We start from the raw sequence: 18,478 nt of genomic DNA, 5'->3' as shown, positions 1-18,478 counted from the left end.
TTGCTTCAGGTGTTGAAGCATTTTTTGGAATATCTAAGTTTGATGTCGTATCTGGATCGTTCACTGTATCATCTGTAGAATCAAGTGCTGCACGCACCGCATACACTGTATATTTAGATGTTTGTTCATTGGCATACTCAATGCCTGCACGTAGGATATCTTGGAATAAATCTTCTGCTGATACTGCATTATAATCAACATTTAACTTACTTAAGATGCCTTCTACATCTTGTGCCTTATATGTTTCAGATAATAGATTACGGACTAATCCTTCTTTATCTGATGAGTGTAAATATTGTTCTACAAATTCAACAGGTGCTTTTGCGCCATCGTTTAAGCTTGAGTAATCTACTGTACTTTCAGGAACAGTGTTTACTTGTGCTGTTTCTGTAGTTTTTACTTCATTAGATGGTGCTGTTTCTTTTGTCGTTGTGTCAGCTTTAGGCGTCGATTCAGTTTGTGAAGTTGCCTCAGCTTTTTCTACTTTTTCTGCTTGAACACTTTCTTTATTTGTAGGTGCTACTTGTGCTGTATTATCGGAAGGTTTTGCTTCTGATGTTGCAGCTGCTTGATTTGATTCGTTTGCTGGCTGTGCTGTTGAAACTTCTGGTGTTGTTTGTTGCGTTTGAGTTTCTTGGTTTACAACAGGTGCCTCAGCTGGAGCTGCTTGATCTGCTCCGTGTTCGGCAGGTTCCTCTGCTTGTTGTGCATCTGTTTCTGCTGCTTCTGCGTCACGGCTTGCGCCGAACAATAAAGTAGTTCCAAGTAAAATAGAAGCTGTACCGACTGTAAACTTACGAATTGAATATTTATTATGAATATTCGGTAAGAAGTCTAAACGCTTGTTGCCTGATTTTTTCATGATGTCCTCCGTTTAGTACTTTTGTACATAAAATAATAATGTTTCAAAATGTTTGTTTTTCTCTCACATTCGACTCATTATAGCAAAGTTTTGTACCATTTAGTATAGCAAAACTTAATTTTTAGTGAATTTGTTCGTGTTTGCACATCTAATTTCACTCAAATTTCTAATTAATCCATTTTCAGCCTCAATTTTTGACAATATTTTGTATCACAAATTAATATGTTCTTAAAATTTCTCTTTAATTCGTGTATACTATCTCGAAATAATCTATATGACTTTTCTACGCACATCTCATAGTTATTAATTTTATGTATAAGAAATATTCATCATCAGTTTCTTAAATTAGCATAAATAGAACTGAACCTTCCATTAAAAGAAAGTCCAGTTCTTTAATTTTATTGATGATCTTTTTTGTCTTGTTTATCTTCTTTCTCTTGCTTATCTTCATTTTCTTTTTCTTTAGCTTTTTCACTCTTTTCCGGTGAATAGTTCACACCTTGAGTATATTCATTTGAAGCATCCCAAAGTAAGAATTCATTGATACCGTGATCACGTAACGCTTGAATTTGATCAGAAACCGCTTCTGCATCATAACTCTTATAATTCCCTGCACCTAAATAACTCGCAGTGAAATCTTGCAGCCAAGGACGTGTTTTCGGTTTATGGTCTGCTTTCTTCAATACATCTGATTCTTTCTCTAAGTACTTGTCTACTGTGTTATAAGGTTCTAAGTCAGGATGCTCAATCCCAAAGTCACCGGGGCTCCAATGTGATGGATATATCATAGAAGAAATCACATCTACATTCTCCGCAATTTTAGGGAAACTTTGACCAATACCCGGTGCTTCTTCTACTGTCGCAGAGTAACCAAAGACGTCTGCAGAGATTTGCGCATCTAAAGGATGAATTTCTTTACGCGCTGATTTTAAGAACTGCCTAATACTATCAACACGTTGTTGTGTATTATCCATATCATCGCCTTTATATTTACCATTAGAATATACTAAATCTTTGTCCATATTTTCAAAGCCTTCTGGGAAGCGTACATAGTCGAATTGTACTTCTCTAAATCCAGCCTTTGCTGCTGCTTTTGCGACATCAATATTATAATCTCTGACTTCTTTTTTGAATGGATTTAAGAATTTATCACCGCCATCACTTTCCCAAACTTCGCCATTCTTCTCTTTAAATGACCAATCTGGATGTGCTTCTGCTGCACGTGCATCTTTAAACGTTACAACTCTGGCAATCGGATAGACATTATTCTTCTCTAACGTCTTCATTAATTTTTTAAGATTGACCATTTCCGTTGTATTCTTTTGAATCAATTTATTATCCGAATTCAAGTCCATTGTAATATTACCTGTGTCATCTTTGACATCAATCACCATGGCGTTCAAATCTGTATCGTTAATCATTTTGATTAATTCATCAAAACGTTCACCTTGAAGTGTCCCAGGTGTCACATAAATCCCTTTAACCCCTTCTTTAGGGTATTTAATTTTATTTTTATTATCGTTATGCTTCTCTGATTGTTGGTGTTCTGCGGACTTGTTGTCATTCTTTGAAGTTGAATCATTATTACCGCATGCTGTAAGGATCAATGTACTCGCTGCAGCTATAGTCAGCACGCGTTTCATCAATTTTATCGTCATCCCTTCATCATAAATCAACAGTTATAATTATTTTATACATTTCATGAACAAAAATAATAAACTATCATCACTATTCTAGCTTAACGAAATCGTTGATAGTTGGCAATGAAATTCCTGTTTCTATTTAAAATCTAGCGAAAATTGATTTCATCACGCATTTATTGATGAAACAACACACCTTTAATTCACTTGTGTATATGGGTATAGAAGAATAATACGTTATTTAGGAGAATGATTATGCGGCTAAAATTGACTACACTCACACATTTCTATTATCAATTACCAGAATATAACCTGACAGAAGTCGATGACAGTTGGTATCATCAAACCTTACACCTTCACCTTTATTACCAACCACCCTATGCATTTGAAACACTACTTCAATTCTTAGATCGACGGTCAATTCCAGGTGTGGAGTCTGTATGTGATGATACGTATTACCGTACAGCACTACTTCGATCTGAATCACACACATTTAAAGGTTGGATTGCGGTTACACAAGATGATGAACAAAATGCTTTAGCACTCACATTCAGTGCGAGCCTCTATCCTGTGTTATCTCAAATCATTACACGCATACGTCATCTCTTCGATTTAGATTATCCTCCACAAGCATCAAGAGAAGTGTTGACGGCTTCATGGATGGATTCAAGCACCAGAATGCCAGGAGGCTTTGATGGTTTTGAGGTCAGTGTACGTACAGTATTAGGACAACAAATTACGGTACAAGCTGCGACGACGCTAGCCGGTCGTTTAGTTCATGCCTTAGGAACTCCCTTTGTCTTAGATTTACCTGGTTTATCTGCTTTCTTCCCACCTGCAGAGACACTCATTGCGGCAGGTAAAGCTAATAGTCTAGAAGGCGGTAAAGGTATCAGCGATATTTTAGGACCACTTGGTATTACAGGCAGACGTGCTTCAACCATTGAAGCCATTGCTCGTGCATTAGTTAATGGAGAAATTCAGCTCAAACCTTACCCAATATGGAAAGATAAACAGATAGATACAGAAATCATGACTCAAATTGAAGTTGAAATGAAACGTTTATTAGCTATCAAAGGGATCGGCCCTTGGACTGCACATGCGATCGGTATGCGTGCTTTAGGATATCCCGATGCCTTCTTAGAATCTGACATTGGGGTCATCAAAGCTATGAAAGCTTTATATCCTGATTCAGAAGAAGCCGAAACTTCAAAAGGCCGGTTAGCTCTCGCTGAAGCTTGGCGTCCAATACGCAGTTATGCGGTTATGAATTTATGGAAATAAATGATACAAAAACGTCCTCCACTTTGAAAAATACTCAAATTGGAGGACGTTTCTTTTATGAATTAATAACCAAGCAATGCTTTAATACTAAATCCGACAATCACAGAAACTGTAATCGCAAAGAAGCCAGGTAATATAAAGCTGGTTGGTTTCGTTTGTTTCGTTTCATCTAAATCTACCGCAAATAATAACGTTGGTTGTGCTGGAATGACGAAGTTAACATTTAAAGTTTGCGCCATCGCAATAAAGTACATCGGCGGCACACCCATACTCATCAGAATCGGCAACATAATAGATGCTGTCGCTGATTGTGAAATCACCACAATCGTAACGAGTGAGACTAATATAATTACAAGCCAAGGCACTTGTTGAATCACACCGCCGATTTGTTCTGTCATAATTTTTTTATTGCCTGGGGCTGTGAAAATCGTCGCACCAAGCCAACCAGGTCCAAGTACTGCGAATAATGCCCCAATCGCAGATTGTGTAATATGACTATCCAAAATATCTCTCGTATTTAATTTAACTAAGACTAAGTTGATTGCGGCACTCATATACATAAAGAGCTGCACAATTTCAGTCGTTTCAAGTTTAACTGTTTCTCCATTGACTTTAAATGTCGGTACTAAATCTGAGAAAATACCGAACATTAAAATTAACCCAACCCCTAATAAAAAGACCAAAACACCTAATTTCACACGAGGCGAAAATTTCGTTTGTAGCGGCTGTGCTTCAATATCTTCCATAATATCTGTCGCAAATTGGCTAGGATTCATCTTACGACGTCTTCCGACTACTGTACAATAAACACTCAGTGCTAACATACTAATAATCGCTGTCGGCATAACGATAGATAGGTATTTGCCCATCGTGACACCTGTCACTGCCAATGTCGCAATAATATAAGCCGTCGCAGAAGCTGCTGGACTACATAATAATGCTAAGTTAGCCGTTAACACAGATACTGTTAATGGACGTTTCGGTTGAATCCCTGCACGTGTCGCAGTTTTAGCGATAATCGGTTCTAGTGATAAGGCAATATTTGTTGTCCCGATACCGAAGACAAAGATAAAGACAATCATGGGTGCGATAAAGATGATAGATTTCGGATAGCGCTCAATCACTTTAGAAGCAAGGTAAACTAAGTAATCAATACCACCTGTAGCTTGTAAGGTTCCACCCGCAATCCCAATGGATAAAATAATCAATACCGCTGTAACAGGTGCTGAACCTGGCGGCAGACCAAAGATAAAAATCATGATCAGCTGTGCCACAATTGCGAAGATACCGCAACCCAGTGCACCTGCCAGCCGTAACCCCATCAGTATGGCCAGAATCATGATAATAATTTCTGTGATAAATAGAAACATTTTAACTCCTCACTTTAGTATCTCTATATTGTGAAAAAGATAACATAGTCCAGTTTATCACGATTGCGTCACAATTTGGTAAGTCAAAATTACTAAAATATGAAAGTTTAGTGAATACAATTTTCTAAAATAACAACTTATAAATATGTATGAAAAAAAGCCCTGGCACGTAGCCAAGGCTTTAAATACTGAATACTATGCTCTATCCCAATAACGTACTTGATCAAATGCTTTCACAATTGTTTGTGGATCATCTGATACAAAGATACCAGGCGCATCTAATTTCACTTTACCATCTTGTAAGTCTTTAGAAGCCGCTTCATTAAAGATAATTGGTTTCTTATGCTTATAAGATAACGCCGCAAACTCTTCAGCATCTGGAATTAAACCATTACCATCTGACAAGATGACTAAGCTGTCGAATAATGTCGCATGCGCTGTATCATACGTTTCATTGATTGAGATATCATCAGACAAGTCTTTTTGTTGCTTGCCGACAAACGCATAGTTTAAACCATGCTCTGCGAATGTTTTCGCATAATTTTTCAATGTTTCTGCGTCAATATCACCGTTCACTAATACTGCCACTGAGTGACCTGGTAATGGACGGTCATATTTTTCCATAGTCAATTGACTGTCTTTCTTATCTGATTTTACTTCTTCATTTTCTTCTGGTACTTGTACACCCACATTGTCTGCGACACGTTCAGCTAATTCACGATCAATTTTATTTAATTGATTCACTGCACGTTGACGCACATCCATGCTTTTACATTTACCGATTTCAAATGAGAAGCCATCCACTGTATGGTCAAATTCAGGTTTTGTTAAACTGTTCAGATATAGTTTCGCTTGTGAATAGTAATCTTTGAAACTGTCACTGCGTTTACGGATTTTGTGTCCTTCTACTTTTTCAGGATAGTGTACATAACCGCCTTCTGCTTTTGAACTTGTGAATGGGCAATTGCCTTCTAAAGCATTCTTATGATAAGACGTTTGACCTTCATGAATGTTCATTTGATGCATCGCATCACGTTGGTTGTTACGTACTTTATTCACAGGACGGTTGATTGGAATTTGGTTGAAGTTTGGTCCGCCTAAACGTGAGATTTGTGTATCTGTGTAAGAGAATAGACGTCCTTGTAGTAATGGGTCATTTGAGAAATCGATACCTGGTACGACATGACCTGGGTGGAATGCGACTTGTTCGATTTCATCAAAGACATTATCTACGTTTCGGTTCAATGTCATTTTACCAACGACTTTAACTGGCACTTCATCTTCTGGCCAAATTTTTGTCGGATCTAATAAGTCGAAATCAAAGTCGAATTCTTGGTCTTCTCTTAAGATTTGTAAACCAAGTTCCCAAGCTGGATAGTCACCTTTTTCAATTGATTCATGTAAATCTTTACGGTGGAAATCGATATCTTTACCTTGTAAGATTTGCGCTTCATCCCATACAAGAGATTCTAATCCGTGAACTGGTCTCCAATGGAATTTCACGAAGAATGCTTCACCTTGTGCATTGACTAAACGGTACGTATGTACACCGAAGCCTTCAATTTGTCTAATATTCTTAGGAATACCACGGTCACTCATTGCCCATACTGCAGTATGTGAAGTTTCTGGATTTTCTGCGAAGAAGTCCCAGAATGTATCGTGTGCTGTACCACCTTGTGGTGTTTCTGTATCGGGTTCAGGTTTAACCGCATGAATTAAATCAGGGAATTTGATTGCGTCTTGAACGAAGAATACAGGAATATCGTTACCTACTAAGTCAAAGATACCTTCATCTGTATAGAATTTCGTCGCAAAGCCACGTACGTCTCTGACTGTATCTGGTGAACCTTTTGAACCTTGTACCGTTGAAATACGTACAAAGACAGGTGTCACTTTGTCAGGATTTGTGAGGAAGTCTGCTGAAGTATACTCAGATAAATCTTCATAAACTTGGAATTCACCATGTGCACCAAAACCACGTGCGTGAACGACACGTTCAGGAATACGTTCATGGTCAAAATGCATAATTTTCTCACGGAAATGGAAATCTTCTAATAAACTCGGTCCTCTTTCACCTGCTGTGAGTGTTAATTCATCTTCACTGACTTTTGTTCCATTATTCGTCGTCATCGGCTCGCCTTCATGACTTTTTCTGAATTGGTCTAATTGTTCTTGCTTTTTGTTTTTAGCCACACAAATAACCTCCTATATATTAAGTCCTAATTATGAGTTTCCCGTTTCATTTTAAACAAAACACTTTTTGTTTTTGAAGATAATTTTAATACAAAGTTTATAAAAATTTACAATCAAACAGTTCTGTTCATCTTGGGTTGTTTTCAGTAAAATGATACTATGTATAATTAATAGAAAAGGTGGAAGCTATGTCACTCCCAACTCATTTACGTATTGAAGGTTCGCTTTCAGAAATTATAGAAGTATTAATGAAGTATGAAGATGCTTCAACGTTATCTCATGATATATTTAAAACCAAAAATGTTGAAGCGATGTTATATCAACTATTTGTTAAACATATGAGTCAAAAAGAACGTCAAATCATAGAACGCTCAATAAAAACGTCTGAATATATGACTTTTATTGAGGAAAAAGATGCGCAACATATGCAGCTTTTAGCACAAACACATTATTTATTGCCAATACAAAAAAACTTAAATTATATCGATACTGAATTTCTGAACAACTACAATTACTATATTTTAAATGGTTCTCCAACAAAATTCCCTGAGTTAGCACAAACAGCCAAAGATCAAAATAGTATTAAATACTGGGTGGAATCTGGCAGACGTGCAAAAGATAATATGACACTCTCAGAATTCTTAGATGTAAACTTTACAGTTAATCAATTAAAAGAGATTTGTCGTACTCATAAAATCAAAGGATTTTCTAAAGGACCGAAAAAGCATATCATTCATTTAGTAGAACAAGCGTTTTTTGAGTCGCCTGACAATTTTATTGTCGGGTATTCAAAAGAAGCTTATCAGCTGCTTGCTTATTTCATATTAGAAAATCGTAATAGTATTCCAAAAAGCATAGCCGAAGACTTAAATACTGATTTCTGGCTGATTGATACTGATCGCTTAAATACAATTTACTTTATCCCTGCAAATACAATGAAACAAATCAAGGATTTCTTTAACACACATAAGATGAATCCTTTAGATTATGTTCGTCCTGAAGACCAAGTGTTATACCAAGATTCAACAAAGGGAACTGTAAAAGAAACAACTGAAGTGGATACATCACATTATACTGCCACAGATGAAGACGAAGCGATAAATTTAGAAGCAAAGCTAGAGCGATTACTTGCTCAAGAAGAACAGCTTTCATCTGAATTTGAATTTTTCGCGGTGTTATTAAACCTTTATGGCGTTGTGCCTTACCAATTTGCGACCACTTTATTCAACCGCTTCTTCAACGAAGCTAAAAGTGAAACAGAAATCAAAACAATGGCAGCAGATCATTTAAAAGATATTTTAGTCAGTGACAACGATTACTATATCCATCCTTTAATTGAAGAAGAATATCCAGATATCCTTGCACACTTTGAAGATATCAGTTATTTCGTTCCGACTAGCTATGAAGCACTGTTAACAGCTGGAGAACTTGATACATTAAACACAAATAAAAATATTCGTAACGCTCTCAAGTTCTTTTTAAAGCTTTTTAAAGATGATGACATGAAAGAATTTTTAATGGACATTATCGTTCTGCAACCGTTAAAAAAACACACAGACATAACACAACTGGATCATATTATAGAGGAACTAGCACTAGAACCTGAAGTTCGCAGATTCAACAATTTAGAAGTCAAACGTCATTTGAAAAAGCTTGCATATTATTTACCGCTATGGAAGTTACGTGGTCATAGCCAAGCAGAACTCGATGCTACTGCACGATAGAACTCTTTAACACAAACTCATATTAAAACAAAAAAAGGAAGTCACTTCATGACGCTGACCATGAAAGACTTCCTTCTTTAATTTGAAAGGTATAAATATAGAGGGTGAATGAATTTTAGAATACTAGCTTATGACTTTACTTGTGCTTTCTTATAATAATAAATTGGAATTCCTGCTAAGGTCACGACAATCCCGATGATTGCCAGTACAGGTTGTGTAATTAATGTGTTAATTAATACGAATATACCTGCCGCTAAGGCAATGATTGGAATCACTGGGTACAACGGCACACGGTAAGGTCGTTGTAATTCAGGTTCTCGTTTGCGTAAAAGTATGACCGCTAGGAAAGCCATACAATAGAATGTCCAAATAACGAAAATCAACATGTTCGTAATCGTATCAAACGCACCTAACAACATCATTATTGTAGCGATAACCAATTGAATGACACCGCCTAACCAAGGTGTATCTGATGGCGTTAAGCTTAAGAATGCGCGTTTAAATGGTAATTGATCGATTTGTGCCATCGCATAAGGAATCCTCATGCCTGTCATCGTATAACCGTTCATGGTACCGTACACAGAAATCAAAATACCGATAGTGATAATCTTGCCGCCGCTTGCGCCGAATAGAATAGATGAAGCATCACTTGCGGCATTTAAGTTACCTACGATATGTTCAATCGGCAAGGTCATTAAGAACGTTGCGTTGATTAATAAATACACAACCATAATCAAGCCAATACCTAAAGCAATTGCGCCAGGTAAATCTTTCTTAGGATTTTTCATTTCCCCGGCAATATTACCGACATGAATCCATCCGTCGTATGCGAACATTGTCGCAAGCAAGCCGCTTCCAATCGCTTCAAACCAACCAGAACTTGTACCATTCACCACTGGGAATAAAGAGAATGATACTTCGCTGCTTTGGAAGAAGCCGAATAATACAATCATCGCAATTGGGATTAATTTAATTACCAACGTAATAGATTGGAGTAATCCGCCTGCCTTTGATCCTAATAAGTTGATTAACAACAATGTTAACGCACTCATAACAGCGATAGGCACTAAATAAATAATGTTAAGATGAAACAAGTTGATAATTTGCGTACCGAATATAATCGCCAGTGCGGCTACGTTTGCGGGAAAATAGATGAACCCTTGTGCCCATCCAGATAAGAATCCCCAGAAGTTGCCATACGTATATTCGATATATTTTGTCAGACCTCCTGTTTCAGGAATGGCAGCTGCTAACTCAGCACCTGTTAAACCTGCACAAATGGTAATGAGACCTCCAAGGAACCAAACTAACATTGCCATACTCGTTGAGCCGGTCACTTCAGTGACACTGGAAACTTTGAAGAAGACGCCAGCACCGATTACCGAACCCATAACGAGAGAAAGTGCAGCAAAGAAACCTATATTTTTCTTTAAGGCTTTATCACTACTCATCAGGTTTACCTCCGTTCTGTCTTATTTCGGTTAACCTACTACACCTTCACTAGTATCGGCAGGTTCGAGTAATGTATCAATAATATGTGACACGCGTGTTAAATCGACGTTTCCACCAGACACGAGTGCGACTGTTGTTTTGTTTTTCAACCATTTCGGATCAATTTTACCGCTTAGAATTGCTGCTGTCGGTAACGCACCGGCTCCTTCTGTGATAATTTTTGCGCGTTGCATTAAGTGACGCATCGCATTAGAAATCTCATCTTCAGTCACTAAGATAAATTCATCAACTAATTTATCTGCGACTTCATATGTTTTTTCACCTGGAATTGCGACTTCTGTACCGTCCGCAATGGTATGTGCAGTAAATTGTGACGTAATCTTACCTTGTTTCACAGATTCTGCCATACCATGCACATTCTCTGCTTGTACGCCAATGACATGGATAGACGGGTTGAATGATTTTAATGCGGTCGCAACACCTGAAATCAAACCGCCACCACCAACAGGTACAATCACCGTGTTGACGTTCCAAATACTGTCTAAAATTTCAAGTCCGATTGTGCCTTGTCCAGCCATTACTTCATTGTCATCGTAAGGATGAACAATCGTTTTGCCCGTTTCTTTCGCAAGCTGTTCCATATAGAGGCGAGAATCATTGAATGTCTCTCCTTTCAATATGACTTCTGCACCATAACCTCTGGTAGCTTCTTGTTTAGCGATAGGTGCTTCTTCTGGCATAATCACAGTCGCTTTGATACCTAATAACTTACCGGTCAGCGCAAGTCCTTGTGCATGGTTCCCAGCTGACGCAGTAATGATACCTTTTTCTTTTTGTTCTTCTGTCAGATGTAAAATTTTATTCAAGGCACCACGATATTTGAATGAACCCGTGAACTGCATGTTTTCTAATTTCAAATAAACATCTCCGCCAGTGATATCATTACTTAAGAACATGGATTGGATTAGCGGTGTTTTACGCACGTAATCACGAATCATCATTTTCGCTTCTTTAATGTCTTGAATATTACAATATTTCTCCGTTTGCATTACTGTACTGTTTACTGTCATTTCGCTCTCTCCATTTCTCTTTATATAGGGTAATTATTTCGCTTAATTCATTAATTTGTTTAACTCCTCATAGGATAAGTCATGAGATTGTGCAAGTCCTTCATTCGTCACATGACCTTTATAAATATTGACACCTGTCGCAAGTACAGGATTATCTTTAATCGCTTGTTCGATGCCTTTATTGCTGATTTCTTGTAAGTATTCGATATTGCCTAAAGCAAGTGCCATAGTAGAAGTACGTGGTACAGCACCGGGTTGGTTTGGTACTGCATAGAAGACTACACCGTCTTCAACATAAACTGGATTGTCAATCGTAGTTGGACGGATACCTTCAACTGTACCGCCTTGGTCAATCGCAATATCTACAACGACTGAACCTTCTTTCATAGATTGAATCATGTCACGTGTAACGAGTTTTGGTGGTTTAGAACCGGGGATAAGAATTGTTGAAATAAAGACATCCGCTGTCTTAATTTCTTTTGCGAGGTTTTCTTCATTAGATTTAATAACTGTAACGTCTTGACCTTTGAAGTGATCTTTAAGCCATGAGATACGGTCATCATTTAATTCGATAATTGAAACTGATGCTTGTAAGCCTAGGCCAATTGTAGCCGCATTGACCGCAGCTGATCCGCCGCCGAAGATAACGACTTTACCAGAAGGAATACCGTCAATCGCATCAATACCTGAAATCAATATACCTTCACCTTGATGTTGCTTTTCTAAATAATATGCGCCCATCAACATAGAACGTCGTCCAGCAATGGCACTCATCGGCGCAAGTAAAGGTGCTTGTCCATCTTTCACAATCGTTTCGCCGCCGATTGCGGTAACACCCGCTTCTTGCATTGCCTCTACGGTTTCTTTAGATGATGCTAAATGTTGGAAGCCCCAAATGACTTGTCCTGGTTTGAAAAAATGGAATTCTTTCGCATCCGGTTCTTTTACTTTGACAATCAAATTCGCTTGCCATGCTTCTTCATGATTCACAATAAAGCCGCCTGCTTTCTCATATTGTGCGTCATCAAATCCAGAGCCTGCACCTGCATTATGTTCAACAAGGACACGGTGTCCATCTAATACAAGTTTCTTCACATTTTCTGGGGTGCAAGCCACACGTCCTTCACCTGGTTTAAGTTCTTTAATGATACCGATTTCCATGTTCATCTCTCCTTGTGAATATTTTCACATTTAATTTAACACTTATATACAATAAAGGCAAACTAATTATTAGACGTTTTATAAATAATTCTATTTTTAAACATAATCAGAATATTTTAGTAATTTGTCATCCTTTTATAGTAAACGCTTACATGTCATTTGTGACAAACATAATCTATAATGTTAAACCTAAAATGTCACAATTTGTATAATCACTTTTATATCGTAAAATAATTCTATTATTTTAAAATTTACTATGAGGGAAGCATGAAGTGAGTGTTAATGCAGGCATAAAAAAACCCTGGCTTTCGCCAAGGTGATTTATATACTCAAACTAATTTCTTTAAAAAATTGATTCATATCGATACATTCAATATTCAAGTCATCACATATATATATGGAATTTTTGATGCTTTACTAGGTTGAGAAGTGGATAAGTTAACATTTCTATTTTCGTTAGTCACTATAGTATAGCCTTCTCTTTTAGCGATTGCGATTAACCAAGGGTCGGCAATACTTACATCTCTCCATCCTTTTTCCATTCGAGAAATTGCATCATTTTTATAAAAGTCACTTTCTTGTATATACGTTAAAATGAATTGCCACTCGTCAAAGTAATCACTATGATTTAAAGTTTCACAACTATAATTGTTAGTTAGCCACTTTTTAAACCAAGGATCTTGATAGTTTTCTTTTAAAACAATATTAGGAATAATCACTTGTTTATTTAGGATTGAAGGTAAATTTTTCCAAAAGCTTGGAAAATAATCATACTTATAATAGCGGTCATAAAAGTTAATATAAATATTGGAGTCAAGAATATATTTTTTCATTTTATCTCTTGAATGGTTGCTTTAAGTTCTTCACTTTTAGCCCCTATATCATTAGAGCTGATTACCCGAAATTCTAACTTCTCTTTTGGAAGGTTTATTTTTTCATTTAGCACTAATAAAACTGCTGGAACGTGAATTGTTTTTGCAATTGTAACGAGTTGGTTAAAAGCTGGTTGTACCTCTCCGCGCGTGATGTTTTCTATCTTTTCAACTTTCTTTTGAATTGCAGAGAGAGGGAGGCTAGATTCATTGATATAGGCGTTCAAAACTTTTGTATTTATTGAAACACGTTTAACCATCAGCGTTGCCTCCTCTATTAGATTTAATTATTTATATCACGTCTTTTTTAAATGAAATTAACGTTTAGTGTGCAAAAATCACACCTCAATCACTTAGTTCACTATCCTTAACATCTGTAATAAACATATGTCCAGGCGCATGTGTGATGATCAATTCAGGCTTAGCGTCTAAAGCTACAGATTGCGGTGTCACACCACATCCCCAAAAGACCGGGACTTCATTTTCTTTTATTTGTACCGGCTCCCCAAAGTCTGTTTGATTTAAATCTTTGATACCGATTGCTGAAGGGTCTCCGATATGGATAGGCGTGCCGTGAACATTTTTAAAGTGTGTCGTAATCTCAGTCGCACGAATCGCATCTTTCATAGTCATCGGACGCATACTTACAGTAATATTGCCGTCAAAACGACCCGCAGGTTCAGCAGGTATATTTGTAATATACATCGGTACGTTATGTCCTTCTTCTAGATGACGTAATGGAATACCCGCTTCTAACAACGCATGTTCAAACGTAAAACTACATCCAATTAAAAAGCTGACCATATCGTCATTAAATCGATGCTTGATATCAGACGGTGTCTCTATTAATTCACCATTTTCATATACACGATAAGCCCCTACTTCTGTCGTGATATCCGCATTTTTACCATATTTTGAAAAATTAACTTCCCCTACTTCAGATACATCTAATAACGGACACGTTTTTGGATTTTTAAAACAGAATTTCAAGAAATCATAAGCATATTTTGAAGGTAGAATAACCACATTCGCTTGAATGTACCCCTTAGCCATTCCACTTGTATGCCCCGTTACTTCTTTATTACGTATCATTTGTCTTAATGCTTCTGGTTCCACATTTTGTAAATTTGCCATGTATAAACATCCCCTTTGTTTAAAAAATGGTATTTCTACTAGTTTATCAAAAATACTTAATCATGTGTTAAAGAACATTCAATTGTACACCTGTTACCCACACCCACACTATCATGACCATGTTATTCAGCTGCTTTAAAAGAATTTTAGAACAGAAAAAATCAGCACTTCCATAGCGGAGATGCTGATTTTTATTTAGTGACTTTGTATTATGCAGTTGTATTTGATTCTTGAGTTTTAGGATGTTTCACTTTCTTTTGGCTTTTTAATAAGAACACACTTAAGAATGCGATAACCGCAATAATTACTGTAAACCAGAATGCTGCGTGATAACCGTTCAACATCGCATCTTGTGCAATTTGCGCTTGCATCACTTCTGGTTTAAGTCCTTGATAATCTGCCATATCTGGTTTAAAGATTTTCGCGAAGTGACTCATAATTGTAAAGAGAATCGCTGTACCGATAGAAGCTGAAATTTGTTGCATAGTGTTCGTCATAGAAGAACCATGCGCATTCATTTTCTGCGGTAATTCGTTCATCGTATGTGTCATTAAAGGCATTAAACCTAACGCAATACCGATCATACGAATCGCATACACTGTTGTTAACATTACTAACGATGTTTTAGCGTCCATAAAGACGAAATAAGTTGTCGTCACAACCACGATACCCATACCGATAAAGGCTAAAATTTTAGCGCCGAATTTCTCATAAAGGATACCTGATACTACAGACATAATCCCCATCACAATCGCACCTGGTAATAACGCTAAGCCAGATTCTAAAGCAGGTTTGCCCATAATATTTTGAATAAAGATCGGTAATACCGTTTCAGAACCAATCATCGCAATCATTGTAAAGGCCATAATAACAATGCCGACCGCAAATTGACCTTGTTTAAACACTCTGAAATCCAGCAATGGTGTTTCTAAACGTAATTGTCTGATGATAAAGAGTACCACTAACACAATGCCGCCAATAATCGTTGTTAGAACAACCGGGTCATTCCAACCGTCACGTGCGATAGAACTTGTACCATATAATAATCCGCCAAACCCTACAACAGATAAGGCAATAGATAAAATATCAATTGGTACTTTACTTGTCGTACCTACGTTCTTAATAAGTTTCAAACTCATTAGGAATGTGATTGCCGCAATCGGTGTTACTACGTGGAATAATGAACGCCAGTGTGAATACTCAACTATATATCCTGATAACGTTGGACCAATGGCCGGTGCTAAGCCAATCACTAAACCGAAAATCCCCATATATTTACCACGTTCTTGAGGTTCAAAGACATCTAAAATCGTTGTCATCATTAACGGCATCATAATACCTGAACCTAGTGCTTGTATAATACGCGCAATTAATAATACAGTGAAGTTCAGACTAAAGCCCGCAACCAGTGTACCTGCTAAAAAGATTAAAATGGATGTCAGGAACACTTGTCGTGTACTAAAGCGCTGAATTACCATCGCTGACAATGGAATCACAATACCGTTTGTCAGTAAGAATCCTGTTGTCAGCCACTGAACTTGTGTATATTCAATATTAAAATCTTTCATAATACTTGGTAACGCTGTCGCAAGTAAGGTTTCATTCAAAATTCCAAAGAACCCACCAAGCAACATTGTAAAAATCATCCATAATTTGGTTTTGAGTGTCATACTTCATCTCCTCTTCCTTTTCTTCCTCTATTTTCTCAACCTATGTTTATAACGCACTAAATCATACCACACTAAAGTTGAATTACATTTAATTGTTGTTTAAATGTGCGTAAAAACACAGCGCTTAAATGAACTGTTTACTTATACTTGATGAATGTCGCATTGAAAATTATCCCACACCAAAACCAGCTATTCTATCTACATCATGGGTGTTTTGTAGCTTAACTCGACATCAACAACTAATTATAGACATTAAAAAAAGCTCTCACGCATCAAAGTGAGAGCTTGAATAACATTTATACAGATACTTTTTGATTTGTATCGACTAATTTTAATTTATAATCATAAATCGACTGTAAGTTGCCGTTCGGATTTTTAAGGATTAAATGATCTTGCGTAATTTCTGTCGGACTTTCGACACCGACAGCCGCTGCTAAGTTGAATAATCCTTCATGTAAACTTGTGATGTAATTTGTGACACGATAGTTCTTTTCGTTCACAAACAAACCACGTTCTAACTTAGGATTTGTCGTCGCCACACCGACTGGACATGTGTTCAAGTGGCATTGTTGACTCATAATACAGCCGACACTGATCATCATACCACGTGCGACATTGACTAAGTCTGCACCGAGACCGAGCGCAATCGCAATTTTATCAGGTGTCACCAATTTACCTGATGCGAAGATTTTCATTTTATCGCGAATACCATACTTCTCTAACATGCCTGTCACAATTGGTAAGGCTGTGAATAATGGTAAGCCGACGCTATCTTGTAATTCTTGATACGTCGCACCTGTACCCCCTTCACCACCATCAATTGTGATGAAGCTTGGATATTGTTGACGTTGTTTCATCGTTCTGACTAGGGCTTCAATTTCATCAACATGACTCACGACAATTTTGAAGCCCACTGGTTTTTGTGCTGCTTCTTTCAAATCCATAATCCAATCTAATAAATCATCGTAATTATGAATGAATTCAAAGCGATTCGGTGAATTAATCGTTTTACCAGGTTCAACACTTCTGATTTTCGCAATTTCTTCTGTTACCTTCGCACCTTCCATATGACCACCACGTGTTTTAGCCCCTTGTGCTAACTTCACTTCAAAGGCTTTCACTTGGTCGATAGCTGCCTTTTGTTTAAACTTCTCTAAGTCAAACTCACCATTGGCTTTACGTACACCGAATAAACCAGGTCCGATTTGGAAGATAATATCGCCGCCGCCTTTACGATGGTGGTCAGATAAGCCGCCTTCACCGGTATTCATCCATGTACCTGCACGTCCTAATCCCATAGATAATGCGGTAATCGCATTTTTACCTAGTGCACCGTAACTCATACCAGATTGTCCGACTAAACGTTTCACTTTATATGGATATTTTAAATCTTCTCCTAAAACAATCGCATCCTCATCTGACAGATAATAAGGGTCAACCTTTTCAGGGTCTCGATGTTCTTCTCGATCAAATAAGCGTTCGTTATCAACCTTATAGACAAACGTTGAAATTAATGTCGATTGATCAATACGCATTTCCGCTGCTTGTTTTGGAAACATCGTGTTTTGAATAAAAAAGCCTGTTTCATAATCTGTCTGCGTTCCGAAGCTCGTCATACGTGATTTGTATTTACCAGCTTTCACGATGTCTGTATATTGACTACGTGAAAATGGTTTCCCTTTCGTGTCCTCTGAGAATAAATATTGACGCAACTCTGGTCCGATCTTTTCGAAGAAATAACGTACACGCGCCAACACAGGATAGTTACGCAACACACTGTGTTGTTGTTGCCGTTTATCTCTAAATAACAATACTAATCCAGTCACCAACAGTCCTATTACGACAAGCGCAATTAAGATGTTGATAATGAATTGAAGAATCGTAAGCAATAACATTATAGTTCCCCTCTCTCTATTTCTCTGCTTATCATGTATTACTTCAATTCCCAGCAGCCCACTCTGCTGAAATTGCACTAAATTTTAAATGTAATCCCATTGTATACCAAATTCCGTCGTGTTTCATCAGTCATTTAGAAAACGTTTACAT

At 37.3% G+C, this 18,478-nt stretch carries 13 protein-coding genes and 1 pseudogene; 2 read left to right on the top strand and 12 right to left on the bottom strand.

Features of this window, described 5'->3' with window-relative positions; genetic code table 11:
• Positions 1–727: 727 nt before the first annotated feature.
• Together MUA87_RS12940 and MUA87_RS01270 are read right to left on the bottom strand one after the other, a co-directional pair.
• Positions 728–862 (bottom strand): annotated as a pseudogene (locus tag MUA87_RS12940) (YSIRK-type signal peptide-containing protein); the annotation flags it as partial.
• 398 nt (positions 863–1,260) lie between these two features.
• Positions 1,261–2,520, bottom strand: coding sequence for a putative glycoside hydrolase (locus tag MUA87_RS01270; protein WP_394356885.1), 1,260 nt, complete (start codon positions 2,518–2,520; stop codon positions 1,261–1,263).
• A 237-nt stretch (positions 2,521–2,757) separates the two neighbouring features.
• Between MUA87_RS01270 and MUA87_RS01265 the strand changes: the two genes are divergently transcribed.
• Positions 2,758–3,786 carry a DNA-3-methyladenine glycosylase family protein gene (locus MUA87_RS01265; protein ID WP_262551152.1) on the top strand — a complete coding sequence of 343 codons (1,029 nt, stop codon included), beginning with the start codon at positions 2,758–2,760 and terminating at the stop codon, positions 3,784–3,786.
• A 62-nt stretch (positions 3,787–3,848) separates the two neighbouring features.
• Here MUA87_RS01265 and MUA87_RS01260 read toward each other — a convergent pair whose 3' ends face one another.
• Together MUA87_RS01260 and MUA87_RS01255 are read right to left on the bottom strand one after the other, a co-directional pair.
• On the bottom strand, positions 3,849–5,108 hold the full coding sequence (locus MUA87_RS01260; protein WP_394356890.1) for an anaerobic C4-dicarboxylate transporter family protein: 1,260 nt from the start codon (positions 5,106–5,108) through the stop codon (positions 3,849–3,851).
• 243 nt (positions 5,109–5,351) lie between these two features.
• A complete protein-coding gene (locus tag MUA87_RS01255) occupies positions 5,352–7,286 on the bottom strand; it encodes a catalase (protein ID WP_119559527.1) in 1,935 nt (644 codons plus the stop codon).
• A 251-nt stretch (positions 7,287–7,537) separates the two neighbouring features.
• On the opposite strand from MUA87_RS01255, the gene MUA87_RS01250 reads away from it, so the two are divergent.
• Entirely contained in the window at positions 7,538–9,073 is a 1,536-nt protein-coding gene (locus MUA87_RS01250; RefSeq protein ID WP_262551150.1) for a hypothetical protein, read from the top strand.
• Positions 9,074–9,201: 128 nt separating this feature from the next.
• On the opposite strand, the gene MUA87_RS01245 is transcribed toward MUA87_RS01250, so the two are convergent.
• The 8 genes from MUA87_RS01245 to MUA87_RS01210 all read right to left on the bottom strand — a co-directional run bounded on the left by MUA87_RS01245 (position 9,202) and on the right by MUA87_RS01210 (position 18,327).
• Positions 9,202–10,524: an APC family permease gene (locus MUA87_RS01245; RefSeq protein WP_002480045.1), complete on the bottom strand. Its 1,323-nt coding sequence runs from the start codon at positions 10,522–10,524 to the stop codon at positions 9,202–9,204.
• A 30-nt stretch (positions 10,525–10,554) separates the two neighbouring features.
• Complete coding sequence (tdcB, locus tag MUA87_RS01240; protein ID WP_002480046.1) at positions 10,555–11,595, bottom strand: bifunctional threonine ammonia-lyase/L-serine ammonia-lyase TdcB; 1,041 nt, start codon at positions 11,593–11,595, stop codon at positions 10,555–10,557.
• A gap of 42 nt (positions 11,596–11,637) precedes the next feature.
• A complete protein-coding gene (ald, locus tag MUA87_RS01235; protein WP_103364387.1) occupies positions 11,638–12,756 on the bottom strand; it encodes an alanine dehydrogenase in 1,119 nt (372 codons plus the stop codon).
• A gap of 377 nt (positions 12,757–13,133) precedes the next feature.
• Positions 13,134–13,589 carry a DUF4411 family protein gene (locus tag MUA87_RS01230; RefSeq protein ID WP_262551148.1) on the bottom strand — a complete coding sequence of 152 codons (456 nt, stop codon included), beginning with the start codon at positions 13,587–13,589 and terminating at the stop codon, positions 13,134–13,136.
• On the bottom strand, positions 13,586–13,888 hold the full coding sequence (locus tag MUA87_RS01225; protein WP_262551147.1) for a hypothetical protein: 303 nt from the start codon (positions 13,886–13,888) through the stop codon (positions 13,586–13,588). Before MUA87_RS01225 ends, MUA87_RS01230 begins: the two co-directional genes overlap by 4 nt.
• Positions 13,889–13,973: 85 nt before the next feature.
• Entirely contained in the window at positions 13,974–14,762 is a 789-nt protein-coding gene (locus MUA87_RS01220; RefSeq protein ID WP_070864437.1) for a putative hydro-lyase, read from the bottom strand.
• 209 nt (positions 14,763–14,971) lie between these two features.
• On the bottom strand, positions 14,972–16,432 hold the full coding sequence (locus MUA87_RS01215; protein ID WP_262551146.1) for an MDR family MFS transporter: 1,461 nt from the start codon (positions 16,430–16,432) through the stop codon (positions 14,972–14,974).
• A gap of 296 nt (positions 16,433–16,728) precedes the next feature.
• Positions 16,729–18,327 carry an FMN-binding glutamate synthase family protein gene (locus MUA87_RS01210; RefSeq protein ID WP_070462595.1) on the bottom strand — a complete coding sequence of 533 codons (1,599 nt, stop codon included), beginning with the start codon at positions 18,325–18,327 and terminating at the stop codon, positions 16,729–16,731.
• Positions 18,328–18,478 lie beyond the last annotated feature (151 nt).

The organism is Staphylococcus simulans, assembly GCF_025561465.1.
Lineage (GTDB): Bacteria > Bacillota > Bacilli > Staphylococcales > Staphylococcaceae > Staphylococcus > Staphylococcus simulans.
This window is presented reverse-complemented; position numbering and strand designations above follow the sequence as displayed.